We start from the raw sequence: 26,879 nt of genomic DNA, 5'->3' as shown, positions 1-26,879 counted from the left end.
CCCTCGAGCGAATCATTCTTCCTAGTAGGAATATAGGATGCCACCGACAAAAAGAGGCTGTCACCACCATGCGAGGACGACGAAGGGCCCACGAGCGGATGCTTGTGGGCCCTTCGTCGCGATGCCGCTGGACGGCTTGCGTCAGGCGAACTTCTCCCCCTTGCGGGCCTTCTCCAGCAGCAGCGCCGGCGGCGAGAACCGCTCGCCGTACTTCTCGGCCAGCTCCTGCGCACGCTCGGTGAACGCCTCGATGCCGATGCGTCCGTCAGCGGCCGGGTACCCGTTGATGTACTGCAGGGCACCTCCGTGCAGCGGCGGGAATCCAATGCCGAAGATCGAGCCGATGTTGGCGTCAGCCACGGTGCGGAGGACACCTTCCTCGAGGATGCGGACCGTCTCGATGCTCATGATGAAGGTCAGCCGCTCCTTGAGATCCTCGAGCGGAACGTCCACGCCGTCCTTGGCGAAATGCTCCTCCAGCCCGGGCCACAGGAACTTCTTGCCGCCCTCGGGGTACTCGTAGAATCCAGCGCCCGCGGCCTTTCCCTTGCGGTCCAGATCGACGAGCGTGTTGATGACATCCATCGCCGGGGAGTCCGGCAGAGCCTTGCCCTCGGACTCGGCCAGCTTCCGCGCCTCGGCATTGATCTTCTGCGGCAGCGTCAAGGACACCTCGTCGATCATCGCGAGCGGGGTGCCTGGGAAGCCGGCGAGCTGCGAGGCGCGCTCGATCGTGACAGGGTTGACGCCCTCGCCGACCATCTGCGCACCCTCCATGACCAGGGTTCCGAACACCCGGCTGGTGAAGAACCCCGGCGAATCATTGACGACGATCGGAGTCTTCTTGATCTGCTTGGTGAAGTCGATGGCGCGGGCAATGGCCTCGTCGGACGTCTTCTCGCCCACGATGATCTCGACCAACGGCATCTTGTCGACCGGCGAGAAGAAGTGGATCCCGATGAAGTCCTCGGGACGCTTCACACCCTTGGCAAGGATCGTGATCGGCAGTGTGGAGGTGTTCGATCCCAGCAGCGCGTCACCGTTGACGACGGGCTCGAGATCGGCGAACACCGAGTGCTTCAGCTCGACCGACTCAAACACGGCCTCGACCACGAAGTCGCAACCGCCGAGATCCGCGTAGTTGGCCGACGGGGTGATCCGGGCCAGGATCTCGTCCCGCTTCTCCGGCGCCATGCGACCCCGATCGACCTGCTTGTCGAGCAGGCTCTGGCTGTAGGCCTTGCCCTTCTCGGCGGCCTCGATCGAGACATCCTTGAGCACGACGTCGATTCCGACCTTGGCCGAGACGTAGGCGATGCCGGCGCCCATCATCCCGGCACCGAGGATCGCGAGCTTGGTCGCCTTGGTCGGCGCGACACCGGACGGCCGTGAGGCACCCGCGTTGATCGCCCCGAGGTCGAAGAAGAAGGCCTGGGTCATGTTCTTGAACTGCTGACCGATCAACAGGTCCACGAGATAGCGCGACTCAATCCGAGATGCGGTGTCGAAGTCGACCTGCGCACCCTCGACAGCGGCGCTCATGATGCTGCGCGGAGCCTTGTACGGCGCACCCTTGGTCTGCTTGCGCAGGTTGCCGGGGAACGCCGGCAGGAACGCCGCGAGCTTGGGGTTGGACGGCGTGCCGCCCGGCATGCGGTAGCCCTTGCGATCCCACGGCTGGGTCGCGGCCTCCTCATTGCCTGCGTTGGCCTCGATCCACGCCTTCGCGGCTGGAAGCAGCTCGTCCTGGGACGCCACGACCTCATCGACCAGCCCTTCGGAAAGCGCCTTGGCGGGGCGCATCTGCGTGCCCTGGAGAAGGAACTTCATGAGGGCGTCCGAGATGCCGAACATCCGGACCGTGCGGGTCACACCGCCTCCACCGGGCAGCAGCCCGAGCGTCGCCTCGGGGAGACCGACCATGTAGCCCCCGTCGACCGCGATGCGGTGATGCGCCGCCAGCGCGATCTCGAGGCCCCCGCCGAGGGCGGCACCGTTGATCGCCGCGACGACGGGCTTGCCGCACGTCTCGAGCTTGCGGAGGGTCGCCTTGATGCCCTCGACCTCGTCGAAGAGGCGCTGGGAGTCGGCCGGGGTCGACTGCACCATCAGCTTCAGGTCGCCGCCGGCGAAGAAGGTCTTCTTGGCTGACGACACGATGACGCCCGTGATCGCGTCGCCATCGGCGGCGATCTCGGACACGAGCCGATCGACGGCTGCGGCCATCGAGTCCGCGTACGCCTGGTTCATGGTGTTGGCACTCTGGCTGGGATCGTCGATGACGAGGTTGACGATTCCGCCCTCGACCTCGTAACGCACTGCTTCAGTCATGGATGTTCTCTCTGCAGGAAGGGGTGTGGACGGTGATCAGCTGAGGCGCTCGACGACGGTGGCGATACCCATGCCGCCGCCGACGCAGAGCGTGGCGAGGCCGTATCGCTGGTCCCGACGCTCGAGCTCGTCGATCAGGGTGCCGAGGATCATCGCGCCGGTCGCGCCCAGCGGGTGGCCCATCGCGATCGATCCGCCGTTGACGTTGGTCTGGTCGTGCGGGAAGCCACCGAGATCCTTCATGAGTCGCAGCGCGACGGCGGCGAAGGCCTCGTTGATCTCCAGGAGATCGATGTCACCGACGGTGAGACCGGCACGCTCGAGTGCCTTGTGGCTGGCCGGTCCGGGGCCCGTCAGCATGATCGTCGGCTCGGAGCCGGAGACCGCAGCGGACAGGATCCGGGCGCGGGGCTTGAGGCCGTGGCGCTCGCCAGCGGACTCCGACCCGATCAGCACGAGGGCCGCGCCGTCGACGATGCCCGAGCTGTTGCCAGCGTGGTGCACATGGTTGATCGCGGCGACGTCGGTGTACTTCTCCAGCGCCACCGAGTCGAAGCCACCCTGTTCACCGATCTGGGCGAACGAGGCCGGCAGACCGGCGAGGCTCTCGACTGTCGTGCCCTCGCGGACGAACTCGTCATGATCGAGGATCGTCAGGCCGGAGGAGTCCCTGACCGGGATGACCGAGTTGTTGAAGTAGCCGTTGGCGATGGCCTTGGCGGCGCGCGCCTGCGACTCGGCAGCGAACGTGTCGACATCGGTGCGGCTGTAGCCCTCGATCGTGGCAATCAGGTCGGCACCGATGCCCTGTGGAACGAAGTCGGTGTCGAACGCGGTCTTGGGGTCCATCGCCCAGGCGCCACCGTCCGAGGCCATCGGGACTCGGCTCATCGACTCGACGCCACCGGCGAGGAGCAGGTCCTCCCAGCCCGAGCGCACGCGCGCCGACGCCTGGTTGACGGCCTCCAGGCCCGAGGCGCAGAAGCGGTTGAGCTGGACGCCGGCCACGGTGTCGGGCAGACCGGCGGCGAGCGCAGCGGTCTTCGCGATGTCGGCACCCTGGTCACCGACGGGCGAGACGCAGCCCAGGATGAGGTCCTCGATCCCGTCCGTGTCGAGCGTGGGATTGCGCTTGCGCAACTCGTCGATCAGTCCGGTGACGAGCGAGATCGGCTTGACCTCGTAGAGCGATCCGGACTTCTTGCCGCGACCACGGGGGGTGCGGATGGCGTCATAGACAAAGGCCTCGGTCATTGCTGTGTCCTCACGAGATCAGGTGAAAGGCGTGCCACCAAAGTGACAACCTCGATTGTGACACCGCCACTGTCAAAGTGGTAGGGCAGGTGCTGTGGCTCACGTCACGCCAGCGGCGGGTCCGCATCTGCTGCCGCGCGATCTCGACAGCGATGGTGGCATAGTCTCAGCACCATGGACCCGGCCCCGATCGAGACGATGAGCGTCGAGCAGCTGTCGTCGCGCGTCGGCATGACGGTGCGCACCGTACGTTTCTACGCCGGGCGCGGGCTCATCCCCCCGCCTCGGCGAGAGGGTCGCAACGGCTACTACGGCCCCGACCACCTGGCCCGGCTCGAGCTCGTCCGCGAGCTGCAGGCACATGGCTTCACGCTCTCGGCGATCGAGGGCTACCTGGAGAACATCCCGGCTGACGCGACGCCCGAGCAGGTCGCGATGCACCGGACGCTGCTCGCACCGTGGATGCCGGACCTGCCCGAGACCGTCACCCGACCCGAGCTGGAGATCCGCTCCGGTCGCAGCCTCTCGGACGACGACCTGGAGCTGCTGGTCGCACTCGGAGTCATCGAGCCGACCCCCGTCGAGGACGTCTTCCAGGTCGCACCCGCACACCTCGCGGTCGGCATCCAGTTCCTCGACGTGGGCCTGCCGACCGAGGCCGCCCTCGCGGCCCGACGCATCATCACCGAGCACGGCCACGCCATGGCGGTAGCGCTCACCGAGCTGTTCCGCACCACGGTGTGGCCGCACCTCAAGTCGTCCGGTCAGTCACCCGAGGCCATCACCTCGATGATCGAGCGGTTCAAGCCGCTGACGATCCAGTCGCTGGTCACGGCCTACGAGTCGTCGGTGGACGAGGCCAAGCGCGAGACGGTCCGCCGCCGCACCTGACCCCGCTCCAGCGCTACAGGCCCATCGTGCGACCGATGATCTCCTTCATGATCTCGGTCGTGCCGCCATAGATCGTCTGGATCCGGCTGTCGGTGTACGCCTTGGAGATCGGGTACTCCGACATGAATCCATAGCCGCCGTGCAGCTGGAGGCACTTGGCGGCTGCCTTGTTCTGCAGCTCGGTTGTCCACCACTTGCCCATCGCGGCTTCCTCGATGGTCAGCTCGCCCTTTCCCAGCGCGATGATGCTCTTGTCGACGAACGCCTGGCCGATCTGCATCTCGGTCTCCAGCTCGGCGAGCACGAAGCGCGAGTTCTGGAACGACCCGATCGGTTTGCCGAACGCGGTGCGCTCCTTGACGTAGTCCAACGTCATGTCAATGATCGACCGGGTCGCGGCCATGGCACCGACCGAGATCGCCAGCCGCTCCTGCGGCAGCTTCTCCATGAGATGGATGAAGCCCTTGCCCTCTTCGCCGATCAGATTCGTCACCGGTACCCGGACGTCGTCGAAGAACAGCTCGGCGGTGTCCTGCGCCTTCAACCCCATCTTGTCGAGGTTGCGGCCGCGCTCGAAGCCCGCCATCCCACGCTCGACGGCTATCAGTGAGACTCCCATCGCGCCGGCTTCGGGATCGGTCTTGACCGCCACGATGACCAGGTCGGCGAGGATGCCGTTGGAGATGAACGTCTTGGCACCGTTGATCACGTAGTGGTCGCCGTCGCGCACAGCGGTCGTCTGGATCGCCTGCAGGTCCGAGCCCGTGCCCGGCTCGGTCATGGCGATGCCAGTGATCATCTCGCCGGTGCAGAACTTCGGCAGCCAGCGCTCCTTCTGCTCCTCGGTGGCGTACGACAACAGGTAGCCCGAGACGAGATCGGTGTGCAGGACGAAGCCGACCCCGCTCGCGCCGACCCGAATGAGCTCCTCGGAGATCACGGCGTTGAACCGGTAGTCATCCATGCCGCCTCCGCCGTACTCCTCCGGCATCATGAAGCCGAGCAGGCCAAGTGCGCCGGCCTTCTCCCACAGCTCACGCGGGACGATTCCGTCCTTCTCCCACTGCTCGTGATTCGGCGCGATCTCCTTCTCGCAGAAGGTGCGCACGGTGTCGCGAAAGGCCTCGTGGTCGGCCTCGAAGATTCCTCGCTGCATGGTACGTCCTCTGATCGGTGCGGTGGAGTGGTCAGTCGGCCTGGACGGCGACGCCGTCGGAGATGAGCTGGTCGACCTCGGCGATTCCCCAGGCGGCAAGCGCCTCGGCCGTGTTGGCGCCGGCCCGCGCCGGCGGCGTGGTCAGCGTTGCGGGGGTGTGGGAGAACCGGGGTGCGGGGGCCGCCTGCATGAGTCCTTCATGCTCGACGTACGTGCCGCGGGCCAGGTTGTGCGGATGCTGCGGGGCCTCGTGCATCGGGACGACCGGAGCGACGCACGCGTCGGTGCCGTCGAACAAGGCAGTCCACTCGGCCTGCGACTTGGTCGCGAACGTGTCCGCGAGGATCCCGCGCAGGGTTGGCCACTGGGTCAGGTCATGACGATCGGGCAGGTCGTCGATCGCGAGCACCTTCTCCATCGCGGCATAGAACTGCGGCTCGAGCCCCCCGACCGACATCCAGCGACCGTCGGCGGTCTCGTACACGTCGTAGAACGGTGCGCCGGAGTCGAGCAGGTTCGTTCCGCGCTCGTGATTCCAGGCGCCGACCTGCTGCATCGTCATCGGCATCGCGAGCAGGTGCGCCGCGCCGTCGGTGATCGCGGCGTCCACGACCTGCCCCTCACCGTTCCCACGGGCGTGAGTCAACGCGGCGAGAACGCCCGTGACGAGATACAACGATCCGCCGGCGAAGTCCCCGACCAGGTTGAGCGGGATCTGCGGTGGTCCGCCGGCTCGACCGATCGGATCGAGTGCTCCGGCGACCGAGATGTAGTTGACGTCGTGGCCCGCGGTCGACGCGAGCGGACCGTCCTGACCCCAGCCGGTCATCCGGCCGTAGACCAGCGCGGGGTTGCGGGCGTGGCACGCCTCGGGTCCCAGCCCCAGCCGTTCGGTGACGCCCGGACGGAATCCCTCGATCAGGATGTCGGCCTGCTCGACGAGGTCCAGCACCAGCTCGATGCCGCGCGGGTCCTTCAGATTGACCGCAGCCGAGGGCCGGCCGCGACCGAGGATGTCCTTGTCGGGCTGCGAGACCTGCATCGCATTGCCGCCGGGTCGGTCGATCCGGATGACATCGGCACCGAGGTCGGCCAGCAGCATCGCGGCGAAAGGGCCCGGACCGATGCCGACGAGCTCGATCACCCGGACACCGTGGAGCGGTCCAGAGGCGGCCGACTTGCGCGCAGTCATAGTCACAGCGAGATTGTGACAGTTCCACTGTTACGATAGCAAGTGAGGCGTGTCACATACCCTCAGTACGCATATGTGTCATCATCGGTGTCACGTTTCCGGATCGATGAGAGGCCCGCACACATGCACTCCCAACTCGTCTACACCCGCAAGGGTTCTGGTGAGCCACTCGTGCTCATCCATGGCATCGGGCACCGTCGGCAGGCGTGGGATTCAGTCTTCGAACAGCTCTCGACGAAGTACGACGTCATCGCCGTCGATCTTGCGGGTTTTGGCGACTCTCCTGCTTATCCCCACGGCGTCAAGTACGACATGCGCAACGCCTGCGACAACCTGGTAGCCAACTTCGCTGCATGGGGCATCGAGAGGCCGCACGTCGTCGGCAACTCACTCGGTGGCGCGATCGCGCTCGAGCTCGGCGCTCGCAACCTGGTCCGATCGGTCACCGCGCTGAGTCCTGCCGGATTCTTCGGCCTCGTCAACAAGGTGCAGACCTTCGTGCTGCTGATCATGTTGCGCGTCAGCAGCCAGCTGCCAGCGAGAGCACTGCAGTACACGGCGAACCGAGCCTGGGGCCGCAAGCTCGTCGGCAGCTCGCTCTACACGCACCCCGAGCGATTCACTCCCGAGCAGGTCCTCGGCGACGCTCTTGCGCTCAAGAACTGCACCGGCTTCGAACGAACCTTGTTCGCCGGTGTTCGATACACCTTCCGCCAGCGTGTGGTCGTGTCGACGACCATCGCGTGGGGCACCCGCGATCTGATCCTGCCGTACAGCTCGTCGGCGATCGCACAGGAACGCCTGCCCGACGCGCAGCACGTCGCGCTGCCACGCTGCGGCCACGTGCCGATGATCGACGACCCCGAGCTGGTCGTCCGGGTCATCGACCAGACTGTCGCCGCCGCCGACCCACGGGTGCGGGTGGCCTGACTTCCCCCGAGCCCACCCAAGACCATACGCAACCTATTGCATTGCAACTCGTTGCATAGTACGGTCACGGCATGGCGCTCGAGCACGCGATCCTGGTATCCCTCGCGGAGAAGTCCGCGTCGGGATACGACCTGGCGCGGCGGTTCGACGCTTCGATCGGACATTTCTGGAAGGCCAGCCACCAGCAGATCTACAAGGTGCTGGGCCGCATGCAGACTGACGGGTGGGTCGCGTCCGACATCGTCGCCCAGGATGGTCGTCCCGACAAGAAGGTGTACGCCATCACGACCCCGGGCCGCGAGGAGCTCGCGCTCTGGACGTCTAAGGCGACGCCGGTCGAGCACCTGCGCAGCGAGTTCGCGGTCAAGCTGCGAGCTCTGCCGTTCGGCGACAGCGAGGCCATCGTCGACGACGTTCGGGTCCGTCGCCGGGCGCACCTGCAGCAGCTCGCGTACTACGAGGAGAGTGCCGAGCAGTTCTATCCCGACCCCGACAGCCTGTCGAACGCCGAGATCGGCGGCTGGCTCGTGCTGCGCGGCGGCATGCTGGCCGAGCGGACCGGCGTCACGTGGTGCGACGAAATCCTTCAGCGACTGGGGGATCGGTGAGCCCGAACACCCACGACCAGGATGCCCCCGCCGATCAGGATCGCGGTCGTGATCAGCACCGCATGCACCCAGAAGAACGCCTGCGGAGTGCTGTGCCAGTGCTCACCGCTCCACGCACGGTCGTCATCGACGATCGCCTTGGCGAAGCGGGGCCAGATCGCCGCGTTGAACAGGCCCGCGACGATGAGGAACCGGGCGGCAGTCTTCGAGATCACCAGACCATCCCATCACAGGAGTTCAGATGAGAGAGTTTCGCGCCGCCGTCGAGGCCGGTGACTTCGCCGCGCTCGGTGAGCTGCTCGCCGACGACGTCGTGTTCCGCAGCCCGGTGGCGTTCAAGCCATACGAGGGCAAGCCGATCGTCGCAGCGATCCTGCGTGGCGTCGGCCGGGTGTTTGCCGACTTCGGTTACGTCCGCGAGCTCGCCGACGCTGACGGACGCGGGTCCGCCCTGATCTTCCAGACCACCGTCGATGGCGTCAGCCTGCACGGCATCGACCTGATCCGCACCAATGAGGCCGGTCTGGTCAGCGAGCTCACCGTCATGGTGCGCCCGCTGTCGGCCGCCACTGCGCTCGCCGCCGCGATGGGCGCCCAGTTCCCCCAGATCCAGGCAGAAGCCATGGCCGACCTGACCGGAGAGTCCCGATGAACCCGTATCCCCACCTGCTCGAACCACTCGATCTGGGTCACACCACCCTGCGAAACCGCGTCATCATGGGTTCGATGCACACCGGCATGGAGGACCGCGCCAAGCACCTGACCGAGCTCGCTGCATACTTCGCTGAACGCGCCAAGGGCGGAGTGGCGCTCTCGGTGACCGGCGGTTACGCCCCCAACTGGCACGGCTGGCTGTTGCCCTTCGGCTCGACCATGACCTCGGCCAGATTCGCCGACAAGCACCGAGTGGTCACCGACGCGGTGCACGAGCACGACGGCAAGATCGTCATGCAGCTGCTGCACGCGGGGCGCTACGGCTACCACCCCTTCAAGCGCGCCGCTTCGAGCAAGCCGTCGCCCATCACGCCACTCGGCAAGCCCAAGGCGATGTCGACCGCGGAGGTCGACCGCACCGTGACCGACTTCGCCACGTCAGCGGTCCTGGCTCGCCGGGCCGGCTACGACGGCGTCGAGATCATGGGTTCGGAGGGCTACCTGATCAACCAGATGCTCACGGCCCGGACGAACGACCGCACCGACCGCTGGGGTGGAAGCGCCGAGAATCGCATGCGCTTCCCGATCGAGGTCGTCGAGCGGGTCCGTGAGGCCGTCGGCGAGGACTTCATCGTGATGTACCGGATGTCGCTGCTCGATCTGGTCGACGACGCGCAGAGCTGGGACGAGACGGTCCACCTCGCCAAGGAGGTCGACCGCGCTGGCGTGTCGATCATCAACACCGGCATCGGCTGGCACGAGGCCCGCGTTCCCACGATCGTGACTTCCGTGCCCCGTGCCGCCTTCGCGTGGGTCACCGCCAAGCTCAAGCCGGAGGTCTCGGTGCCTGTGGTTGCGTCCAACCGGATCAACACCCCCGAGGTGGCCGAGGAGATCATCGCCTCGGGCCAGGCCGATCTGGTGTCGATGGCCCGGCCGCTGCTGGCCGACCCCTACTTCGTCACCAAGGCGGCCGAGGGCCGTGGCGACGAGATCAACACGTGCATCGCCTGCAACCAGGCCTGCTTGGACCACACCTTCCAGAACAAGCGCGCCAGCTGCATGGTCAATCCCCGCGCCGGGCACGAGACCTCGCTGGTCCTCGCCCCGACGCGAACCGCCAAGCGCATCGCGGTCGTCGGCGCCGGACCGGCCGGTCTTGCCGCCGCGACTGAGCTCTCGGGCCGCGGCCACACCGTCGAGCTGTTCGAGGAGCTCGCCGAGCTGGGCGGCCAGTTCCGCCTCGCCATGGCCATCCCGGGCAAGGAGGAGTTCAGGGAGACCATCCGCTACTACACCCGTCGGATGGAGATCAACGGCGTCAAGGTCCACCTCGGCACCCGAGCGACGAGCGAGGATCTGGAGAACTTCGATGAAGTCGTCCTCGCGACCGGCGTGGAGCCGCGCATCCCATCCATCCCCGGGATCGACCATGCCAAGGTCGTCAACTATCAGGACGTCATTCGGCATGGCGCGCCCGTCGGCCGGCGAGTCGCGGTGATGGGCGCCGGCGGCATCGGCTTCGATGTCTCGGAGTTCCTCCTGCACGAGCCCGACGAGCCGCTCGAGCACTGGATGCAGCGATGGGGCATCACGGATCCCGAGATCGAGCGTGGCGGCCTGGCCACCAAGCTCAAGGCACCTCCCAGCCGCGAGGTGACGCTGCTGCAGCGCAAGACCACCGAGCTCGGCAAGGGTCTGGGCAAAACATCGGGGTGGGTTCACCGCCAGACGCTGAAGGATTCCGGCGTCGAGATGGTCAAGGGCGTGACCTACGACCGCATCGACGAGGACGGCCTGCACATCACGGTTTCCACCGGCAAGGACAGCACCGAGTCCCGGGTGCTCGACGTCGACACCATCGTTCTGTGCACGGGTCAGGAGTCGGTCCGAGACCTGATCGAGCCGCTGGAGGCGCGTGGCCTCACGGTGCACGTGATCGGCGGGGCCGACGTCGCAGCCGAGCTCGACGCGAAGCGGGCGATCAAGCAGGCCACGGAGCTCGCCGCCCGGCTGTGACGGGCGGCGTGGCCCGACCGACATACTGGGCTGATGAATCGACGGATCGTCCTGGTGCGCGCGGTCAACGTCGGGCCCGCGCAGCTACCGATGGCTGACCTGCGATCGCTGGCAACCGAGCTGGGCGCGACCGACGTCGCGACCTACATAGCGTCGGGCAATCTCGTCGCCGACGTCCCGGGCCGGGCCGCCGATTTCGATCGCGCGCTCGAGCGGGCGATCGAGGCGCGTTTCGGGTGGTTCCGCGAGGTCACGTCCCGGACCCCGGCCGAGGTACGGGCGGCACTCGACGCGCACCCCTTCGAGGTCGTCGAGCCGAAGTACTCCTACGTCTCGTTCCTGGCCGGCGAGCCGTCACCCGAGGCGATCGCCGAGGCCGAGGGCTACGAGACCGGGGACGACCGCTGGGCCGTGATCGGCACCGAGATGCACATCCGGTACGCCAACGGCGCCGGCCGGCCCACCATGAAGTCCGACTCGATCGTGCGGGCGCTGAAGGTGCCGGGAACGGCCCGCAACCTCCGCACAGTCGCGAAGCTCCTGGAGATGGCTGGTTGAACGCGGACGGGCCGCCACCCGAAGGTGGCGGCCCGGTGACGCCCAGTGGCTAGAAGTAATGCCTTCGACCACCGATGCCGCGGTCCATGGACCCAAGGATCCACAAGATTGCGCCGACCACGACGAGGATCGCGCCGATCGTGTACAGGATCGACACGTCGAGCAACGCCCCCAGGATCAGCAGGACTACCCCAAGAATGATCACAGCCTGTTCCTTTCACTCATGGTCGATCTGTTCCGACCGTCGCCGACGACGCTACTCCAGGCGCGGGGATTTGCACGTGCTGTGCGACACGAAATCGGTGCGTCTTCACCAGGCGACCTAGGCTGGTGACTGTGGAAGACCTCGCCAGACTCGCGGTTGCCGACGTCCTCGAGGGTCGTCGCTGGCTGGTGCTCACCGGGGCGGGGGTCTCAACCGACTCGGGCATCCCCGACTATCGCGGCCCGGGATCGCCGGTGCGGACACCGATGACGTACCAAGAATTCGTCGGCACCTCCGAGGGTCGCCAGCGCTACTGGGCCCGCGCGCACGTCGGCTGGAGCCGCATGCGGCGGGCTGAGCCGAATGCGACCCACACGACCCTGATGCGGCTGCAGCAGGATGGGCGGCTGACCGGCCTGATCACCCAGAACGTCGACGGACTGCACGAGCGCGCCGGACACCACGACGTGATCGACCTGCATGGCCGGATCGACAGGGTCGTCTGCCTCGGCTGTCGCGAGATCACCTCCCGGGCCGATCTGCACGACCGACTCACCAGACTCAACCCTGGCTACGAGTCACGGATCGGTGAGATCGCGCCGGATGGCGACGTCGTCCTGGGCGCCACCGACGGCTTCCGGGTCGCGGCGTGCCCGGCGTGCCGCGGCGATCTCAAGCCCGATGTCGTGTTCTTCGGCGAGAACGTTCCGAAGGATCGGGTGCGACGCGCGTTCGAGCTCGTCGAGCAGGCAGACGCGCTGGTCGTGCTCGGCTCGTCCCTGCAGGTCATGTCCGGGCTTCGATTCGTGCGTGCCGCGCACAAGCGGGAGATCCCGATCGTCATCGTCAACCGTGGTTCCACCCGAGCGGACGACCTCGCGACCCTCAAGGTCGATGCCGGGTGTGCCGAGACTCTGGCCGGGCTCGCAGCAGAACTGCCAGGCGTTTCGCAGACCGCCTGATCACTCCTCGCGTCAGATCGGCCACGGTTGGGGAAACGGCGACACCAGCGACGCGTCCAGGGATACGGTTCGCACCACACCATCCGCCGACGCGAGGAATTCCGTGAGCACCGCAGCGACGCCCGACTATCCCGTCATCCTCACCGTCGACCTGCCGGAACGCATCGCCCGCTGGCGCGTCATCGGCAACATCGTGCTGGCCATCCCCCATCTCATCGTGCTGGAGGTCCTGCACTCCGTCACCCAGATCCTGGGCTTCGTCGCGTGGATCCTCGGCATCGTCACCGGGCGCGTACCCGAGGGCATCCTCGGCTTCATGGCGATGTATCTCCGCTACAACGCCCGCGTGATGACCTTCGGGCTGTTCCTCCAGGACGGCTACCCGCCGTTCTCGTTCAGCAGCTCGCTCGCCGACCCTGGCGACGATCCGCGGGTCCGCGTCGAGTTCATCCCGGCACCCGACCACCGCAACCGGGTCACGATCTTCTTTCGACTGATTCTGGCCCTGCCGCAGTTCATCGTCCTCGCCGTGTTCGGGATCGCGCTAGGGGTCGTGCTCGTCATCGGCTGGTTCGCCGTGCTGATCACGGGACGCTGGCCCGCGGGCCTGCGTGACTTCGTGATCGGGATGCTGCGCTGGTCGACCCGGGTCAACGCCTACCTCTACCTGATGACCGACGAGTACCCGCCGTTCAGGCTCTCCTAAGCAGGATGAGAGAACGCCCCGGGCCGCATCTCGCGGATCGGGGCGTTCAAGTCGGGACTAGCTCAGCTGGCGCAGCCGCACCGTCTCGGGAAGCCCGGCCAGCTCCTTGAGCACCTCGGGACCAACTTCGTCGGCGACGTCGGTCAACACGTAGCCGATCTCGCCGCGGGTCGAGAGGGACTGCGCCTCGATGTTGACGCCGTGCTCGCCCAGCAGACCGTTGATCGTCGCAAGCACGCCCGGGGCGTTGCGGTGCACCAGGGCCAGCCGGTGCTTCGTGGCATCGCCCGCCAGATTGATCTCCGGCATGTTGACGCTCAGTGAGGTGCTTCCGAACGAGGCGTACGAGCGGATCTTCGATGCGACGAATCGGCCGATGTCCTGCTGCGCCTCCTCCGTGGATCCGCCCACGTGCGGGGTCAGGATCACATTGGGGATGCCGCGCAGGTCCGACTCGAACGGATCACCCTGTCGTTTGGGCTCGACCGGGAAGACGTCGATCGCCGCGCCCGCGATGTGGCCGGACTCCAGGTGCGTCCGCAGAGCGGCGGTGTCGACCGCAATGCCGCGCGACAGGTTGAGGAACAGCGCGCGTGGCTTCATCTGAGCCATCTCGTCGGCGCCGAACAGTCCGGCATTGCCCGGTCGTCCGTCGACGTGCAGCGTCACGACGTCCGAGATCTGCAGCAGCTCCTCGATCGTGGAGCAACGTTGGGCGTTGCCGAGAGCGAGCTTGTCGTCGATGTCGAAGAACACGACCTTGAACCCCAACGCCTCGGCGATGACCGACAGCTGACTGCCGATGTTGCCGTAGCCGATGATGCCGAGGGTGCGCCCGCGCACCTCGTGGCTGCCGGCTGCGGACTTGTTCCACACGCCGTTGTGCATGTCGGTCGACTTCTCGTGCAACCGCCTGGCCAGCGAGATGATCTCGGCAATCGCGAGCTCGACCACGCTGCGGGTGTTGGAGTAGGGCGCGTTGAAGACCGCGACACCGCGACGAGTCGCGGCCTCGAGATCGATTTGGTTGGTGCCGATGCAGAACGCGCCGATCGCCAACAGATCGGGCGCCGCGGCGAGGACCTTCTCCGTGACATACGTCGTGGAGCGGATCCCCAGCAGGTGGACACCCTGGATCGCCTCGATCAGCTCGTCCTCACTGAGAGCGCCGTCGCGGGTCTCGACCTGATAGGACTTGCCGCGCAAGAAGTCGGCGCCATCGGTGTGGATGTTCTCCAGGAGCAGGACGCGCACGTCCTCGTCGCCCAGCAACGAGGTCGGGAAGGGGTCAGTGGTCGTCATGGTCATCATCATCTCGAATGCCTCCAGTCAGCGGTACTTGGCTGACGTGGGGCCCAGGCGAACGGTCCCGATGTCGCGTGTTGGTGATCGCTTCCCGGTGGTACCCACCTCAACGCCAGTCGCGATCAACTGTCCCCAGCCTACCGGGTTGGCGCTTGCAGTTCGAACGCCGCTCGGCTGGTGGTCGCGTCACTCGGGTGCGTAGGCACTGGTGAATCGGGCGATGACGTCGTGCGACACGTCCCGGTCGAGATTTGCCAGCCGCACCTGACCTTGCGCGATGAGCCTCCCACCCTCGTCGACCGAGTCCAGGTGCCACAGCTGCTGGCTGCGACCGCGGTGGATCGGCGTCGCGGTCACGGTGATCGTGTCGCCGACCTTCGCCTGGCGGATGAAGTCCGTCGAGTTGTTGGTGCCCACGACGATCCCCCGGTCGCCGAGCCAGATCTGACCCGCGACGCTCGCGGTCGACTCATGCACCGCACAGTAGATGCCGCCGTGCGGAATTCCGAAGGGCTGCAGGTGGTGCTCCCCGATCGTGAACTGGGCCACGACCCGGTCCGCCGTCGTCTCCACGTGCTCGACGCCGAGGATGCCGTCCAGTCCCGCAATCTGTGTCATGGCCCGAGCCTAGGTAGCCGCGCACCCGCCGACGCGGCGGGGTCGCGCCAACGGTCGACCGGAGTCCGGTCACGCGGTCGTCGAGTCAGCGCGTGCCGATCCCCGGCCGATCGTCGAGCGGAACCGGCGCAGGCGCAAGCTGTTCGACACCACGAACACCGAGGACAGTGCCATGGCTGCGCCGGCGAGCATCGGATTGAGCAGGCCCGCGGCGGCCAGTGGCAGGCCCACGACGTTGTAGGCGAATGCCCAGAACAGATTGCCCTTGATCGTGCCCAGGGTTCGACGCGAGAGTCTGATCGCATCGACGACGGCTCGCAGGTCACCACGCACCAGCGTCAGATCCGCGGCGGCGATCGCGGCATCGGTGCCAGTGCCCATGGCGAGGCCCAGATCGGCCTGCGCCAGCGCGGCGGCATCGTTGACACCGTCCCCGACCATCGCGACGGTCCGTCCTTCCCGCTGCAACGCGCGGATGACCTCGACCTTGTCGCCCGGCAAGACCTCGGCATGGACCTCGTCGATCCCGACCGCGGCCGCGACGGTGCGCGCGGCTGGCTCGTTGTCGCCGGTCAGCAGGACGGGGCGCAGGCCCAGCTCCCGGATCTGCCGCACCGCTTCGGCGCTGGATTCCTTGATGGTGTCGGCGACGACCAGGAGGCCGCGCGCTGCTCCGTCCCAACCCACGACGATCGCGGTACGCCCCGCGGCCTCGGCGGCAGTCTTGGCCGGGCCGAGGTCGGCAAGGGGCTGCGACCAATCGGCCAGGAATGCAGCCCGGCCGGCCACGAGGGCGTGTCCCTCGACGACTCCCTGCACGCCGAGGCCCTCGGTGTTGGAGAAGCTCTCGACCTCGGGCAGGTCACCCAGCTCGGCGCGGGCCGCATCGGCGATTGCTCGGGCGATGGGGTGCTCCGACGCATCCTCCAGTGCACCGGCCAGACGCAGCACCGTCGACCGGTCCTCGCCCGCCGCCGCGACCACGTCCTGCAACGTCATGCGTCCGGTCGTGACGGTTCCGGTCTTGTCCAGCACGACCGTGTCGATGGTCCGGGTTGACTCCAGGACCTCCGGTCCCTTGATCAGGATGCCCAGCTGCGCTCCACGACCCGTACCAACCATCAGGGCGGTCGGAGTCGCGAGGCCCAACGCACACGGGCAGGCGATGATCAGCACCGCAACGGCAGCAGTGAACGCGACCGAGGCACCCTCACCGGTACCGAGCCAGAAGCCCAAGGTGCCGATCGACAGCGCGATCACGATGGGCACGAAAACACCAGATATCGAGTCCGCCAGGCGCTGGGCCTGGGCCTTGCCGTTCTGTGCGTCCTCGACCATCCGTGCCATCTGGGCCAGCTGGGTCTCAGCGCCCACGCGGGTCGCCTGAACCGTCAATCGGCCGCTGGTGTTGACCGTGCCGCCGACCACCGGATCGCCCACGACGACCTCGCTCGGGACCGATTCTCCGGTGACCATCGACGCATCGACTGCCGACGTTCCGCTGGCCACCACACCGTCCGTGGCGATCTTCTCACCGGGTCGCACGACGAACATGTCGCCGACCTGGAGGTCCTCGGTAGGGATGCGGACCTCGACCTCGTCGCGGACGATCGAGACCTCCTTGGCGCCCAGCTCGAGCAGTGCGCGCAGCGCGGATCCGGCCTGGCGCTTGGACCTGGCCTCGAACCAGCGGCCGGCCAGGAGGAACGTCGTGACACCGGCCGCGGCCTCCAGATAGATGTTGCCGCTGCCGTCCGAGCGCGAGATCGTCAGCTCGAACGCGTGCTTCATGCCGGGCTCGCCAGCCGTGCCCCCGAACAAGGCGTACAGGGACCAGGAGAAGGCCGCGATCGTGCCGATCGAGATCAGCGTGTCCATCGTCGCCGCCCCATGGCGCAGGTTGGCCCAGGCCGCGCGGTGGAACGGCAGCGCTCCCCACACGACGACGGGCGCCGCGAGGGTCAGCGACAGCCACTGCCAGTTGGTGAACTGCAGCGCGGGGACCATCGACATGGCGATCACTGGGATGGACAGGGCCGCCGAGATGATGAGCCGGGACCGCAGCTCGCCCGTGGGGTCGTCGGCCGAGGGCTGCTCGTCGGCCTCCTTGGCTGCTCGTGGCACCTGGGCGGAGTAGCCAGCCTTCTCGACCTCGGCGATGAGCAGCTCGGCGGCGATCGGCCGGGTCGACTCGACGTGCGCCTTCTCGGTCGCGTAGTTGACCGTCGCGGTCACCCCGTCGAGCTTGTTGAGGCGCTTCTCGATGCGCATCGCGCACGACGCGCAGGTCATCCCGGCGATCTTCAGGTCGGTCCGCTCGGTGGCGGGGGTGCTCTCCGTGATGCTCATGTCAGCGTCCGTGCTCTGTGGAGTGGGAGGTGTCACCGGCACCTGTGCCGATGGGTCCGACGGCGTTGCCCACTGCCGCAGCGCCGCCGAAGATGACGACGAGTGCTGCGGCGAACGCGCCGACTCTGGTGGGCGTGTTCATGCGAGCGAATAGCCGGCTTCGGTGACGGCATCGCGCACGGCCTCGTCGGCAACCGGCTCGGCTGCGGTCGTGACGGACAGCGCGCCGGTCTCGAGGTCGACGTCGAGGCCGCTGACGCCCGGAATCGCGCCGACCTCTTCGGTGACTGACCGCACGCAGTGCTCGCAGGTCATGCCGACAACGGTGTAGGTGCTGGTGCTCATGGGTGTTCCTCTCGTGTGGTGTGGGTGATCAGCTGCGGACGAGGCGGGCGATCGCGTCGGAGGCCTCACGGATCTTGGCGTCCGACTCGGCCCCTCCCGCGCGGGCGGCGTCCACGACGCAGTGACTCAGGTGATCGTCCAACAACCCGAGTGAGACCGACTGCAGCGCCTTGGTCATCGCGGAGACCTGCGTCAAGATGTCGATGCAGTACTGGTCCTCCTCGACCATCCGCTGCAGGCCACGCGCCTGGCCCTCGATGCGGCGCAGCCGTTTGAGATACTGGTCCTTCTTGTCGTCATAGCCGTGGGGCGGGTGCTGGTCGCTCGTCATCAGATTGCCTCCTGTGTACCCCCTAGGGGTATGTCTTGATAAGAGGCTATACCCCTAGGGGGTAGTTATCAAGCGTGCCGTCTCGATCCGACGATCAGCGTGGGCTAAGCCAGTGTTCGGCAGCGGCAATCGCCGTCCGCGACATTTCCGCGGGCGCATGCGTGGCTGGTAGGCATAGCATTCGGGGCATGGCTTCTGCACCCCTCCTCACCGTCCACGGGAACGTCTTCTTCCGCGAACGCGTCGCCGTGCGGCCCGGCGTCATCGCGACAGTCAAGCTCGTCGACACCGAGGGCGAGGTGCTCGCAGCGACTGCGATCGACGCCCCCGGAGTACCCGCAGAGTTCTCCCTGCACGTCGATCCGGAGTTCGTCGCCGACCCCGAGGCGCTGCTGATCTGGGCGGTGCTGCGCACCGAGGCCGGTATCTGGGGCACGACCGAGCTGGTGCCCCTGACGAGTGGGTCGACCGAGGTTCTCGTCACCAAGATCGACGACTGATGCCTCGCGGCGGCCCCCGGGTCACCCACCTCAGCGACGAGGAGATCGCCGGGGGTCCGCCGATCCTGGGCCGCATCGTTCGCATGCTGCGGCCGTATCGCCGCAAGATGGCGTACGTCGCGATGGCCGTCGTCTCTGCCGCGGCGCTCACCTCGATCGCTCCGTTCTTCACCAAGGCCGTGTTCGACCAGGCACTCTTTCCACCCGGCGGGGGCGGGGTGGACCTCCGCCTGCTCGGCTGGCTCGTCGCGGCCCTGTGCGCAATCCCCATCGTGACGGCAGTGATCGGCATCGGTCAGAACTGGTTGACCTCGACGATCGGCAACTCCGCCATGGCGGACCTGCGCAGCGACCTGTTCGCCCACCTCCAAAAGATGGAGCTCGCGTTCTTCACCTCCACCAAGACCGGAGCGATCCAGTCGCGGCTGGCCAATGACGTCGCCGGAGTCCGCACGGTCCTGACCGACACCGCGACGTCGATCCTGCAGAACAGCGTCACGGTCATCGCGGCGTTCGTCTCCATGATCATCCTGTCCTGGCAGCTGACCCTGCTGACCATCGTCGTCATGCCGCTGTTCGTGTGGATCCAGCTGCAGGTCGGCAAGCGTCGGCAGCGGCTGGCGCGCCGCACGCAAGAGTCGCTTTCCGAGATGACCGCGATCACCGAGGAGGCACTGAGCGTCTCGGGCATCCTGCTGTCCAAGGTGTTCAACCGGGCCGATTCCGAGGTGGAGCGGTACCGGCAGGCCAATCGAAACCAGACTCGGCTCCAGGTCGAGCAGGCCATGACCGGGCGCGCCTTCTTCGCGACTGTGCAGACATTCTTTGCGATCACGCCGGCGCTGATCTACCTCGCAGCGGGCTACATGCTCAACAGCGGGACGACGCTGACTGCCGGAACCCTGGTCGCGTTCACGACATTGCAGGCCCGCCTTCAGATGCCGTTGCTGCAGCTCATGCGGGTGTCACTGGACGTGCAGACCTCGCTCGCGTTGTTCCGCCGGTTGTTCGAATACCTCGACCTCGAGCCGGCGATCACCGAGCGTCCCGGCGCGGTCACGCTTGGCTCGAAGGACCTGCGCGGGTCGATCGAGTTTCGCGACGTGTTCTTTCGCTATCCCGAGCCACGAAGCCTGACCGGATCTCCCAGTGCCGATCGCTTCGGCGACAGCGGTGTGCGCATCGAGCAAGACGCTCCCGCCCCCGAGCAGGGATGGGCACTGGAGGGAGTGTCGTTGAGCGTCGAGCCCGGCCAGCTCGCGGCGATCATCGGCCCGTCCGGTGCCGGCAAGACCACCATGACGTACCTCGTGCCCCGCTTCTACGACGTCGGTGCCGGAGCCGTGCTGATCGATGGCACCGACATCCGGGACCTCACGATGGGCTCGGTCGCCGAGGCGGTCGGCATGGTCACGCAGGAGCCCTATCTCTTCCACGGCACCATCCGCGACAACATCGCCTACGCCAAGCCCGACGCGACGGCGGACGAGATCGAGCAGGCGGCTCGAGATGCCAACATCCACGACCGAATCCTGACCTTTGCTGACGGATACGAGACCATCACGGGCGAGCGGGGCTACCGGCTCAGCGGCGGTGAGAAGCAGCGACTCGCGATCGCCCGAGTGCTGCTGATGGATCCCCGCATCCTGATCCTCGATGAGGCGACCTCGGCCCTGGACACCGAGACCGAGCGGCTGGTGCAGGACGCCCTCGAACGGGCGACCCACAACCGGACGACGATCGCGATCGCGCACCGCCTGTCCACGATTCACAACGCCGACGTCATCTTCGGCCTGGAGGACGGCAGACTGGTCGAGAGCGGCACGCACGACGAGCTGCTGGCTCGCGGCGGCCTGTACTCCCGGCTGTACGTCGAGCAGTTCGGCTCAGGCCAGATCGAGGCCCGCTTCACCGACGGCGTGCGCTTCACCGACGGCCATACGTACTGCGACACTCCCGGCCACGACGACCGCCGAGCCGACGTCTCCTTCTAACCCTCGCGATTTGTGACGAGTCCAACCCTTCCGAACGACGAAACGGTTGAAAACGTCACAAATCGCGGGGGTCGGGGGTTAGCGGGTGGCTATTGCTCGTTCTTGGGCTGCCTTCAGCGTTGTTCGTAGGGTGGCTTCGACCTCTTCCGTACGCTCGAGGCCCGGCACTGAGTAGATGATCGAGGTCAGCTCTCCGGATGAGCAGATCTGGGCCGACAGGCCGGAGTCGGTGTCGGTGACCGGGATCGTCGTGATGATCATCGTCGCACCATCGTCGGCGCCACCGATCTCGGCGAGAGTCGTGAAAGCGGCACAGGCCTGCTGGTCGGTGAACGCCGCCGCGCCTCCCAACAGCTTCTTGGCCCGCGCCAGATCCTTCCTGTCATCCTTCGACGACGTGCCCGACTTCTCCAGCTGTGCGACGACGTCGGGGAGGGTCTTGGCCCACTCACGGGCCGGGAGGGTCGTCACCTGGATCACCGCCGTGGACGCCTGCCAGCGGCACAAACCGCTGTCGCCCGAGCCGCCCGTAGCCACGACCTCGTCGATCCTCGACCCGACCAGCCGTTTGCGCTCCGCGCCGGTCAAGAAAGCGCACGCGGGCTCGTCTGGGTCGACCGTTGCCGGCGACGCACTTGTCACGCTGGGCCTAGGGCGGACTGATGCGTCATCCGAGCCACCGCACCCAGCCAGCAGCAACCCAGCCGCGGCGACAACGGCGACCCGGAGCCGCGTCTTCACAGAGCGATGCCGACGTACTTGGTCTCCAAATACTCCTCGATGCCCTCGGCTCCACCTTCACGGCCGAAGCCCGAGGACTTCACCCCGCCGAACGGGGCGGCCGGGTTGGAGACGACGCCCTGGTTGAGGCCGACCATGCCGGTCTCGAGCCCCTCGTAGACCCGGACTGCGCGAGCGAAGTCCTGCGTGAACGCATACGCGACCAGACCGAATTCCGTGTCATTGGCCATCCGCAGCGCATCCTCTTCACTGCTGAAGGTGAAGATCGGTGCAACGGGACCAAATATCTCCTCCGTGGCGAGTCGGGCATCCAACGGCACGTCTGTCAGTACGGTCGGCGAGTAGTAGTAGCCCTCGCCGTCGGGGGCAGAGCCGCCGGTCAGCACCGTCGCGCCCTTGGCCACTGCGTCATCGACGAGCTCGGCGACCTTGTCCCGCTGCTTGGCCTCGACCAGCGGTCCGACGTCAATTCCGTCCTCCGTCCCGCGTCCCACGGACAGACCGTTCATCCGCTCGGTCAGCCTGGTCGCGAACTCCTCGGCGATCGTCTCGTGCACGATGAACCGGTTGGCAGCCGTGCAGGCCTCGCCGATGTTGCGCATCTTGGCGAGCATGGCACCCTCGACCGCCTTGTCGAGGTCCGCGTCGGCAAAGACAAGGAACGGTGCGTTGCCGCCCAGCTCCATCGACACCCGCAGAAGTCCCTCGGCACTCTGCTCGACGAGCGAGCGACCGACCTCGGTCGATCCCGTGAAGGTCAGCTTGCGCAAACGCGGGTCCCGAATGATCGGTTCCATGACCTCGCCCGTGGTCGTGGTCGTGATGATGTTGAGCACCCCGTCCGGAAGTCCGGCCTCGGCGAGAACAGCGCCCAGCCACAGCATCGTCAACGGGGTGAGGCCTGCGGGCTTGACGACCATGGTGCAACCGGCGGCTATCGCGGGCCCGATCTTGCGGGTTCCCATCGCGAGGGGGAAGTTCCACGGCGTGATCATCAGGACAGGTCCGACGGGCTGCTTGAGGGTCAGCAACCGGGTCGCACCATTGGGCGCAACGGAGTAGCGACCCGAGATCCGCACCGACTCCTCGGCGAACCAGCGGAAGAACTCCGAGCCGTACGCGATCTCGGCCTTGCTCTCCTTGAGCGGCTTGCCCATCTCGAGGGTCATCAGCATCGCCAGCTCGTCGGTGCGCTCGGTGATCAGCTCGAACGCCTTGCGCAGGATCTCGCCGCGGTCGCGGGGCGGCGTCGCGGCCCAGTCCTTCTGCGCAGCGACAGCCGCGTCGATGGCCGCCTTGCCGTCCGCGACACTTGCGTCCGCGACCTCGACCAAGGTCTTGCCGGTCGAAGGATCCTCGACCGGGAACGTCTTGCCACCCTCGGCGTCACGCCACGTTCCACCGATCAGCAGTCGTGGGTTGACTGCCTCGATGGCCTTGTTCTCGTCCGATGTGCTCATGTCGCCACTGTAGGTTGCGGGTCGACACCCGGCACGCGCTGAGCGGGCCCGATCACTTCACGAGGAGGCGGGGCGTCGGTTGTCGCGGACCCGGACGAACACGAAGACCCCGATGACCAGCAGCACGAGCCCGATCACGATCTTCTGGAACGCCGAGGCGTACGGCTCGACGGCATCCCAGTTCTCACCCAGGCGATAGCCAGCGATCACGAACAAGGAGTTCCAGATCAGGCTGCCCAGCGTCGTGAGCAGGAGAAACAGCGCGAAATTCATCTTTTCCACGCCGGCCGGCAACGAGATGAGGCTGCGGAAGATCGGCACCATGCGGCCAAAGAACACCGCTTTGCCGCCGTGCTTGGTGAACCAGGCCTCGGTCTTCTCCAGGTCACTGACCTTGAGCAGCGGCACCTTGTCGAAAACCATGACCGCGCGGTCGCGGCCGAAGAGCGCGCCGAGCCAGTAGAGGATCACGGCCCCGACGACCGAGCCCAGCGTCGTGGCGATCAGGGCACCGGTCAGCGAGAACGTGCCTTGGCTTGCGGCGAATCCGGCCAACGGCAGGATGATCTCGCTCGGGATCGGCGGGAAGAGATTGTCCATTCCGACAGCCAGTGCGGCGCCGAACAGGCCCAGCTTGTCCATCAGATCGACGGTCCAGCCGGCCAGCCCGGAGTCGGGGGCGCTTGCTGCCTGGGACGCCAGGGCGGTCAGTAGGGTCACGAAGATGAGGGTATCCGGCGGGCAATCAGGTCGGCCTGGTCGCCACCAGGTTGCGCTGGCGCCGCTGATCGCGACGACCGTCACCTCACGAACAGGTCGTGGTTCGCCTCAGCCGTAGAAGTCGCCGGCTGCGGCGCCCGACGGTTCGGCGTCGCGAGCCATCGGTGTGAAGCGCGAGTAGTGGCCCTGGAAGCTGACCGCGACCTTGTTGACCGGTCCCGAACGGTTCTTGGCGATGATGATGTCGGCCTCGCCGGGACGCTCGGACTCGCCGGCTCCGTGCGCGTCAGGACGGTTGAGCAGCAGAACGATGTCGGCGTCCTGCTCGATCGAGCCGGACTCACGCAGGTCGGACAGCTGGGGGGTCTTGTCCGTGCGCTGCTCGGATCCACGGTTGAGCTGGCTGATCGCGACGACTGGGAGCTCGAGCTCCTTGGCCAGCAGCTTGATCTGCCGGGAGAACTCCGAGACTTCGACCTGACGATTCTCGACCCGCTTGCCCGACGTCATGAGCTGGAGGTAGTCGATCACGATGAGGCCCAGGCCGTACTGCTTCTTGATCCGGCGCGCCTTGGACCGGATCTCCGGCATCGTCATGTTGGGGCTGTCATCGATCACGATTGGCGCACTCTGCACGCGAGGCATCGCCTTGCTGATGGCGTCCCAATCGCGCTGGTGCATGCCGCCGCCGCGCATGTGAGAAATGCTTACCCGCGCCTCGGCTGAGAGCATGCGCATGGCGATCTCGGCGCCGGTCATCTCCAGCGAGAAGATCGCGCTCGGGATGGCGTGCCGGATCGACGCCGCGCGGCAGAAGTCCAGACCCAGCGTCGACTTGCCGACACCGGGACGAGCGGCGACGACAATCATCTGACCGGGTCGGAATCCGGTCGTGAGCTTGTCGAGATCCGGGAATCCGGACGGCACACCTGTCATCTGGCCGTCCCGGCCCTGGATGTCCTCGATCTCGTCGATCGTCAAGCTCATCAGGTCGGCCACGGAGCGATAGTCGTCGGCCTGGCTCGTGCCGTCGACGTCGAGCACCTCAGCCTGCGCCCGGTCGACGATCTCAGCCACCTCGCCCTGCCCGGCCTGTCCAAGCTGCGCGATGCGCTGTCCCACCTCGACCAGACGCCGCAGGACGGCCTTCTCGCGAACGATGTCGGCGTAGAAGTCGACGTTGGACGCGATCGGGACACCGGCCGCCAGAGTGTGCAGGTAGGGGGCGCCGCCGATGCGACCCACATCGCCGCGGCGGTGGAGCTCGGCCGCCACCGTGATGGCATCGGCTGGCTCGCCTCGATTGGCCAGATCCACGATGGTGTCGAAGATCAGCTCATGCGCGGGGCGGTAGAAGTCGCGCCCCTGCAGGATGTCGGACGCCGGGTCGATGGCTTGCTTGCTGATCAGCATCGCGCCGAGGACGCTCTGCTCGGCAGCCATGTCCTGCGGAGGGACACGTCCGGAGTTGGGATCCTCGTCGGCTCCGGAAGCCGCCTCGTAGAGGTCCGTCACGCTCACAGAAATGTCCCCTTTCACCCGAGTCACACGCTAGCTGCTGGCACCGTCAATTTGCCGCAGGAAGATGCCGACAGGTCACAGTAGGCCCCTGGGACCCGCCTGCACAGACAGCACCGCACAGGGGGTGTGTGCAACCTCGGGCAATCTGTGGAAAACGCCGACAGGCATGTGCACAGTCGGTGGACGAAGGTGTGGACAAAACAACGAAACCATTCATCAGCAGCGCTGTGACCAGCAAGGATGCCCCCGATCGTATGTGGAGACAAAATACTTTTGTTCTATCCGTCATCCACGGGCACCTGTTCATACACTTGTCGACAAATCCCGTCACGATGGCCCCAGCCACCCCATCCCGACACTTCCGGAAGGCCATGATGCGCTCGGACCGTGAGGTTGACCGGCAGATCGTGCGGGTTGCCGTCCCAGCATTCTTCGCGCTGATCACCGAGCCGTTGATGCTGCTCGCCGACACCGCGATCGTCGGGCACTTGGGCACGCCCCAGCTCGGTGGACTGGCCGCCGCCTCGGTCGTGCTGGGAACCATTGTCGGGCTGTGTGTCTTCCTCGCGTACGGCAGCACGGCGACGGTGTCGCGGCACCACGGTGCAGGCGACGAGCCCACGGCGCTGGGACTTGCCGTCAGCAGCCTGTGGCTGGCGGCAGTGCTCGGCCTCGTCCTGGCACTCCTGACCATGACCATGAGCGGCCTGCTTGCCGGCGCCCTGGCGAGCTCCGTCTCCGTTCACAGCTTCGCCCAGCAGTACCTGGTGATCTCGGCACTCGCGATTCCGGCGATGCTGCTCGTGCTCGCTGCGACCGGCGCGATGCGCGGAGTTCTGGATCTCCGCACCCCGTTGATCGCCGCGATCGTCGCAAACATCCTCAACGTCGTGCTGAGTCTGACGTTCGTCTACGGGTTCGACTGGGGCATCCGCGGTGCCGCCGTGGGTACGGTCCTGGCGCAGTGGTTCGCGGCGGGCTGGCTCGTCACCGTCATCGTGCGGCGAGCCCGGGCCGTCCGCGCGTCTGTCCGTCCTCGCGTGAGCGAGATCCTCGACTCGGCCCGCCAGGGCGCGCCACTGGTGGTTCGCACGCTCACCCTGCGGATCTCGCTGGTGCTCGGCGCTCTCGTCGCGGCCCGACTCGGCGACGTTCCACTCGCGGCACACCAGGTCGCTATGTCGATCGTGACGTTCCTGGCTTTTGGTCTCGACGCAGTCGCCATCGCCGGCCAGACGCTGACGGGTCGCACGCTGGGCGCGGGAGACGCAGCGGGTACCCGGGCCCTGACCAGTCGGATGGTCGGCTGGGGCCTCGCAACAGGTGTGGCTGCCGCTGCGTTCCTCGCGGTCACCGCTCCATGGTTGCCTCTCCTGTTCAGCTCCGATCCGGCCGTGCAGGATGCGCTCGTGCCGGCGCTGCTCGTCGTCGCGGCGGTCCAGCCGCTATCGGGCATCGTCTTCGTGCTTGACGGAGTCCTGATCGGAGCCGGCGACGGTGCCTATCTCGCGAAGGCAGGCGTGGGGGGG

27 protein-coding genes and 1 riboswitch are annotated in these 26,879 nt (G+C 66.8%); of the genes, 11 read left to right on the top strand and 16 right to left on the bottom strand.

Going from position 1 to position 26,879, the window contains the following annotated elements; translation table 11 throughout:
- Positions 1–141: 141 nt before the first annotated feature.
- Both WB461_RS10540 and WB461_RS10535 read right to left on the bottom strand, forming a co-directional pair.
- Positions 142–2,331: a 3-hydroxyacyl-CoA dehydrogenase NAD-binding domain-containing protein gene (locus WB461_RS10540; protein WP_423852686.1), complete on the bottom strand. Its 2,190-nt coding sequence runs from the start codon at positions 2,329–2,331 to the stop codon at positions 142–144.
- 36 nt (positions 2,332–2,367) lie between these two features.
- Positions 2,368–3,585 (bottom strand): acetyl-CoA C-acetyltransferase, encoded by a 1,218-nt coding sequence (locus WB461_RS10535; protein WP_423852685.1) that lies wholly within the window; start codon positions 3,583–3,585, stop codon positions 2,368–2,370.
- A gap of 174 nt (positions 3,586–3,759) precedes the next feature.
- Here WB461_RS10535 and WB461_RS10530 point away from each other — a divergent pair, with 174 nt between their 5' ends.
- Positions 3,760–4,476 carry a MerR family transcriptional regulator gene (locus WB461_RS10530; RefSeq protein ID WP_423852684.1) on the top strand — a complete coding sequence of 239 codons (717 nt, stop codon included), beginning with the start codon at positions 3,760–3,762 and terminating at the stop codon, positions 4,474–4,476.
- Positions 4,477–4,489: 13 nt separating this feature from the next.
- On the opposite strand, the gene WB461_RS10525 is transcribed toward WB461_RS10530, so the two are convergent.
- Both WB461_RS10525 and WB461_RS10520 read right to left on the bottom strand, forming a co-directional pair.
- On the bottom strand, positions 4,490–5,632 hold the full coding sequence (locus tag WB461_RS10525) for an acyl-CoA dehydrogenase family protein (protein WP_423852683.1): 1,143 nt from the start codon (positions 5,630–5,632) through the stop codon (positions 4,490–4,492).
- A 31-nt stretch (positions 5,633–5,663) separates the two neighbouring features.
- On the bottom strand, positions 5,664–6,824 hold the full coding sequence (locus tag WB461_RS10520) for a CaiB/BaiF CoA transferase family protein (RefSeq protein ID WP_423852701.1): 1,161 nt from the start codon (positions 6,822–6,824) through the stop codon (positions 5,664–5,666).
- A gap of 123 nt (positions 6,825–6,947) precedes the next feature.
- On the opposite strand from WB461_RS10520, the gene WB461_RS10515 reads away from it, so the two are divergent.
- Together WB461_RS10515 and WB461_RS10510 are read left to right on the top strand one after the other, a co-directional pair.
- On the top strand, positions 6,948–7,754 hold the full coding sequence (locus WB461_RS10515; RefSeq protein ID WP_423852682.1) for an alpha/beta fold hydrolase: 807 nt from the start codon (positions 6,948–6,950) through the stop codon (positions 7,752–7,754).
- 71 nt (positions 7,755–7,825) lie between these two features.
- Complete coding sequence (locus tag WB461_RS10510; RefSeq protein ID WP_423852681.1) at positions 7,826–8,362, top strand: PadR family transcriptional regulator; 537 nt, start codon at positions 7,826–7,828, stop codon at positions 8,360–8,362.
- On the opposite strand, the gene WB461_RS10505 is transcribed toward WB461_RS10510, so the two are convergent.
- Complete coding sequence (locus WB461_RS10505; RefSeq protein WP_423852680.1) at positions 8,341–8,577, bottom strand: SCO4848 family membrane protein; 237 nt, start codon at positions 8,575–8,577, stop codon at positions 8,341–8,343. The two genes, WB461_RS10510 and WB461_RS10505, sit on opposite strands and share 22 nt — an antisense overlap.
- Before the next feature lie 26 nt (positions 8,578–8,603).
- Here WB461_RS10505 and WB461_RS10500 point away from each other — a divergent pair, with 26 nt between their 5' ends.
- The 3 genes from WB461_RS10500 to WB461_RS10490 are packed head-to-tail and all read left to right on the top strand — an operon-like array spanning position 8,604 to position 11,593.
- Positions 8,604–9,014: a nuclear transport factor 2 family protein gene (locus WB461_RS10500; protein WP_423852679.1), complete on the top strand. Its 411-nt coding sequence runs from the start codon at positions 8,604–8,606 to the stop codon at positions 9,012–9,014.
- On the top strand, positions 9,011–11,035 hold the full coding sequence (locus tag WB461_RS10495) for an FAD-dependent oxidoreductase (RefSeq protein ID WP_423852678.1): 2,025 nt from the start codon (positions 9,011–9,013) through the stop codon (positions 11,033–11,035). Before WB461_RS10500 ends, WB461_RS10495 begins: the two co-directional genes overlap by 4 nt.
- A 33-nt stretch (positions 11,036–11,068) precedes the next feature.
- On the top strand, positions 11,069–11,593 hold the full coding sequence (locus WB461_RS10490; protein WP_423852677.1) for a DUF1697 domain-containing protein: 525 nt from the start codon (positions 11,069–11,071) through the stop codon (positions 11,591–11,593).
- Between the two features lie 49 nt (positions 11,594–11,642).
- On the opposite strand, the gene WB461_RS10485 is transcribed toward WB461_RS10490, so the two are convergent.
- Complete coding sequence (locus WB461_RS10485) at positions 11,643–11,798, bottom strand: DUF6131 family protein (protein ID WP_423852676.1); 156 nt, start codon at positions 11,796–11,798, stop codon at positions 11,643–11,645.
- Between the two features lie 125 nt (positions 11,799–11,923).
- On the opposite strand from WB461_RS10485, the gene WB461_RS10480 reads away from it, so the two are divergent.
- Together WB461_RS10480 and WB461_RS10475 are read left to right on the top strand one after the other, a co-directional pair.
- A complete protein-coding gene (locus tag WB461_RS10480; RefSeq protein ID WP_423852675.1) occupies positions 11,924–12,760 on the top strand; it encodes an NAD-dependent protein deacetylase in 837 nt (278 codons plus the stop codon).
- Between the two features lie 103 nt (positions 12,761–12,863).
- The gene (locus tag WB461_RS10475; protein ID WP_423852674.1) at positions 12,864–13,466 is read left to right on the top strand and encodes a DUF4389 domain-containing protein; all 603 of its coding nucleotides are present in this window, start codon (positions 12,864–12,866) and stop codon (positions 13,464–13,466) included.
- A 57-nt stretch (positions 13,467–13,523) separates the two neighbouring features.
- On the opposite strand, the gene serA is transcribed toward WB461_RS10475, so the two are convergent.
- The 6 genes from serA to WB461_RS10445 all read right to left on the bottom strand — a co-directional run bounded on the left by serA (position 13,524) and on the right by WB461_RS10445 (position 18,414).
- On the bottom strand, positions 13,524–14,768 hold the full coding sequence (serA, locus tag WB461_RS10470) for a phosphoglycerate dehydrogenase (protein WP_423852673.1): 1,245 nt from the start codon (positions 14,766–14,768) through the stop codon (positions 13,524–13,526).
- 44 nt (positions 14,769–14,812) lie between these two features.
- A riboswitch (ZMP/ZTP riboswitch) is annotated at positions 14,813–14,901 on the bottom strand.
- A gap of 56 nt (positions 14,902–14,957) precedes the next feature.
- The gene (locus tag WB461_RS10465; protein ID WP_423852672.1) at positions 14,958–15,389 is read right to left on the bottom strand and encodes a PaaI family thioesterase; all 432 of its coding nucleotides are present in this window, start codon (positions 15,387–15,389) and stop codon (positions 14,958–14,960) included.
- A 69-nt stretch (positions 15,390–15,458) separates the two neighbouring features.
- Positions 15,459–17,738, bottom strand: a complete 2,280-nt coding sequence (locus WB461_RS10460; protein WP_423852671.1) for a heavy metal translocating P-type ATPase — start codon at positions 17,736–17,738, stop codon at positions 15,459–15,461.
- A gap of 1 nt (position 17,739) precedes the next feature.
- The gene (locus WB461_RS10455) at positions 17,740–17,880 is read right to left on the bottom strand and encodes a hypothetical protein (protein WP_423852670.1); all 141 of its coding nucleotides are present in this window, start codon (positions 17,878–17,880) and stop codon (positions 17,740–17,742) included.
- On the bottom strand, positions 17,877–18,083 hold the full coding sequence (locus WB461_RS10450) for a heavy-metal-associated domain-containing protein (protein WP_423852669.1): 207 nt from the start codon (positions 18,081–18,083) through the stop codon (positions 17,877–17,879). The genes WB461_RS10455 and WB461_RS10450 overlap by 4 nt, the downstream gene beginning before the upstream one ends.
- 28 nt (positions 18,084–18,111) lie before the next feature.
- Positions 18,112–18,414, bottom strand: coding sequence for a metal-sensitive transcriptional regulator (locus tag WB461_RS10445; protein WP_423852668.1), 303 nt, complete (start codon positions 18,412–18,414; stop codon positions 18,112–18,114).
- A gap of 188 nt (positions 18,415–18,602) precedes the next feature.
- On the opposite strand from WB461_RS10445, the gene WB461_RS10440 reads away from it, so the two are divergent.
- Positions 18,603–18,914 (top strand): YbaY family lipoprotein, encoded by a 312-nt coding sequence (locus WB461_RS10440; RefSeq protein WP_423852667.1) that lies wholly within the window; start codon positions 18,603–18,605, stop codon positions 18,912–18,914.
- Positions 18,914–20,908: an ABC transporter ATP-binding protein gene (locus WB461_RS10435; protein WP_423852666.1), complete on the top strand. Its 1,995-nt coding sequence runs from the start codon at positions 18,914–18,916 to the stop codon at positions 20,906–20,908. Before WB461_RS10440 ends, WB461_RS10435 begins: the two co-directional genes overlap by 1 nt.
- Positions 20,909–20,986: 78 nt before the next feature.
- Here the strand turns inward: WB461_RS10435 and WB461_RS10430 are convergent, their stop codons facing one another.
- From WB461_RS10430 to dnaB, 4 genes are all read right to left on the bottom strand, one after another.
- The gene (locus WB461_RS10430; protein WP_423852665.1) at positions 20,987–21,550 is read right to left on the bottom strand and encodes a hypothetical protein; all 564 of its coding nucleotides are present in this window, start codon (positions 21,548–21,550) and stop codon (positions 20,987–20,989) included.
- A 95-nt stretch (positions 21,551–21,645) separates the two neighbouring features.
- Positions 21,646–23,109 (bottom strand): NAD-dependent succinate-semialdehyde dehydrogenase, encoded by a 1,464-nt coding sequence (locus WB461_RS10425; protein ID WP_423852664.1) that lies wholly within the window; start codon positions 23,107–23,109, stop codon positions 21,646–21,648.
- A gap of 57 nt (positions 23,110–23,166) precedes the next feature.
- The gene (locus WB461_RS10420) at positions 23,167–23,829 is read right to left on the bottom strand and encodes a DedA family protein (protein WP_423852663.1); all 663 of its coding nucleotides are present in this window, start codon (positions 23,827–23,829) and stop codon (positions 23,167–23,169) included.
- 108 nt (positions 23,830–23,937) lie between these two features.
- Positions 23,938–25,272: a replicative DNA helicase gene (gene dnaB / locus WB461_RS10415; RefSeq protein WP_423852700.1), complete on the bottom strand. Its 1,335-nt coding sequence runs from the start codon at positions 25,270–25,272 to the stop codon at positions 23,938–23,940.
- A gap of 449 nt (positions 25,273–25,721) precedes the next feature.
- Between dnaB and WB461_RS10410 the strand changes: the two genes are divergently transcribed.
- Positions 25,722–26,879 (top strand): MATE family efflux transporter (locus tag WB461_RS10410; RefSeq protein WP_423852662.1); only part of this gene is annotated, 1,158 nt, incomplete at its 3' end.

It is taken from the genome of Aeromicrobium sp. (assembly GCF_049587115.1).
Classification (GTDB): domain Bacteria; phylum Actinomycetota; class Actinomycetes; order Propionibacteriales; family Nocardioidaceae; genus Aeromicrobium.
Note: the sequence above shows the minus strand (reverse complement) of the source record. Positions and strands in the feature narration are given on the sequence as shown.

What these genes read in the sequence shown, in the direction of transcription:
- WB461_RS10540 (WP_423852686.1), bottom strand. Translation starts at nt 2,331, where the DNA reads ATGACTGAAGCAGTGCGTTACGAGGTCGAGGGCGGAATCGTCAACCTC.
- WB461_RS10535 (WP_423852685.1), bottom strand. Translation starts at nt 3,585, where the DNA reads ATGACCGAGGCCTTTGTCTATGACGCCATCCGCACCCCCCGTGGTCGC.
- WB461_RS10530 (WP_423852684.1), top strand. Translation starts at nt 3,760, where the DNA reads ATGGACCCGGCCCCGATCGAGACGATGAGCGTCGAGCAGCTGTCGTCG.
- WB461_RS10525 (WP_423852683.1), bottom strand. Translation starts at nt 5,632, where the DNA reads ATGCAGCGAGGAATCTTCGAGGCCGACCACGAGGCCTTTCGCGACACC.
- WB461_RS10520 (WP_423852701.1), bottom strand. Translation starts at nt 6,824, where the DNA reads ATGACTGCGCGCAAGTCGGCCGCCTCTGGACCGCTCCACGGTGTCCGG.
- WB461_RS10515 (WP_423852682.1), top strand. Translation starts at nt 6,948, where the DNA reads ATGCACTCCCAACTCGTCTACACCCGCAAGGGTTCTGGTGAGCCACTC.
- WB461_RS10510 (WP_423852681.1), top strand. Translation starts at nt 7,826, where the DNA reads ATGGCGCTCGAGCACGCGATCCTGGTATCCCTCGCGGAGAAGTCCGCG.
- WB461_RS10500 (WP_423852679.1), top strand. Translation starts at nt 8,604, where the DNA reads ATGAGAGAGTTTCGCGCCGCCGTCGAGGCCGGTGACTTCGCCGCGCTC.
- WB461_RS10495 (WP_423852678.1), top strand. Translation starts at nt 9,011, where the DNA reads ATGAACCCGTATCCCCACCTGCTCGAACCACTCGATCTGGGTCACACC.
- WB461_RS10490 (WP_423852677.1), top strand. Translation starts at nt 11,069, where the DNA reads ATGAATCGACGGATCGTCCTGGTGCGCGCGGTCAACGTCGGGCCCGCG.
- serA (WP_423852673.1), bottom strand. Translation starts at nt 14,768, where the DNA reads ATGACGACCACTGACCCCTTCCCGACCTCGTTGCTGGGCGACGAGGAC.
- WB461_RS10465 (WP_423852672.1), bottom strand. Translation starts at nt 15,389, where the DNA reads ATGACACAGATTGCGGGACTGGACGGCATCCTCGGCGTCGAGCACGTG.
- WB461_RS10460 (WP_423852671.1), bottom strand. Translation starts at nt 17,738, where the DNA reads ATGAGCATCACGGAGAGCACCCCCGCCACCGAGCGGACCGACCTGAAG.
- WB461_RS10455 (WP_423852670.1), bottom strand. Translation starts at nt 17,880, where the DNA reads ATGAACACGCCCACCAGAGTCGGCGCGTTCGCCGCAGCACTCGTCGTC.
- WB461_RS10450 (WP_423852669.1), bottom strand. Translation starts at nt 18,083, where the DNA reads ATGAGCACCAGCACCTACACCGTTGTCGGCATGACCTGCGAGCACTGC.
- WB461_RS10445 (WP_423852668.1), bottom strand. Translation starts at nt 18,414, where the DNA reads ATGACGAGCGACCAGCACCCGCCCCACGGCTATGACGACAAGAAGGAC.
- WB461_RS10440 (WP_423852667.1), top strand. Translation starts at nt 18,603, where the DNA reads ATGGCTTCTGCACCCCTCCTCACCGTCCACGGGAACGTCTTCTTCCGC.
- WB461_RS10435 (WP_423852666.1), top strand. Translation starts at nt 18,914, where the DNA reads ATGCCTCGCGGCGGCCCCCGGGTCACCCACCTCAGCGACGAGGAGATC.
- WB461_RS10425 (WP_423852664.1), bottom strand. Translation starts at nt 23,109, where the DNA reads ATGAGCACATCGGACGAGAACAAGGCCATCGAGGCAGTCAACCCACGA.
- dnaB (WP_423852700.1), bottom strand. Translation starts at nt 25,272, where the DNA reads ATGGCTGCCGAGCAGAGCGTCCTCGGCGCGATGCTGATCAGCAAGCAA.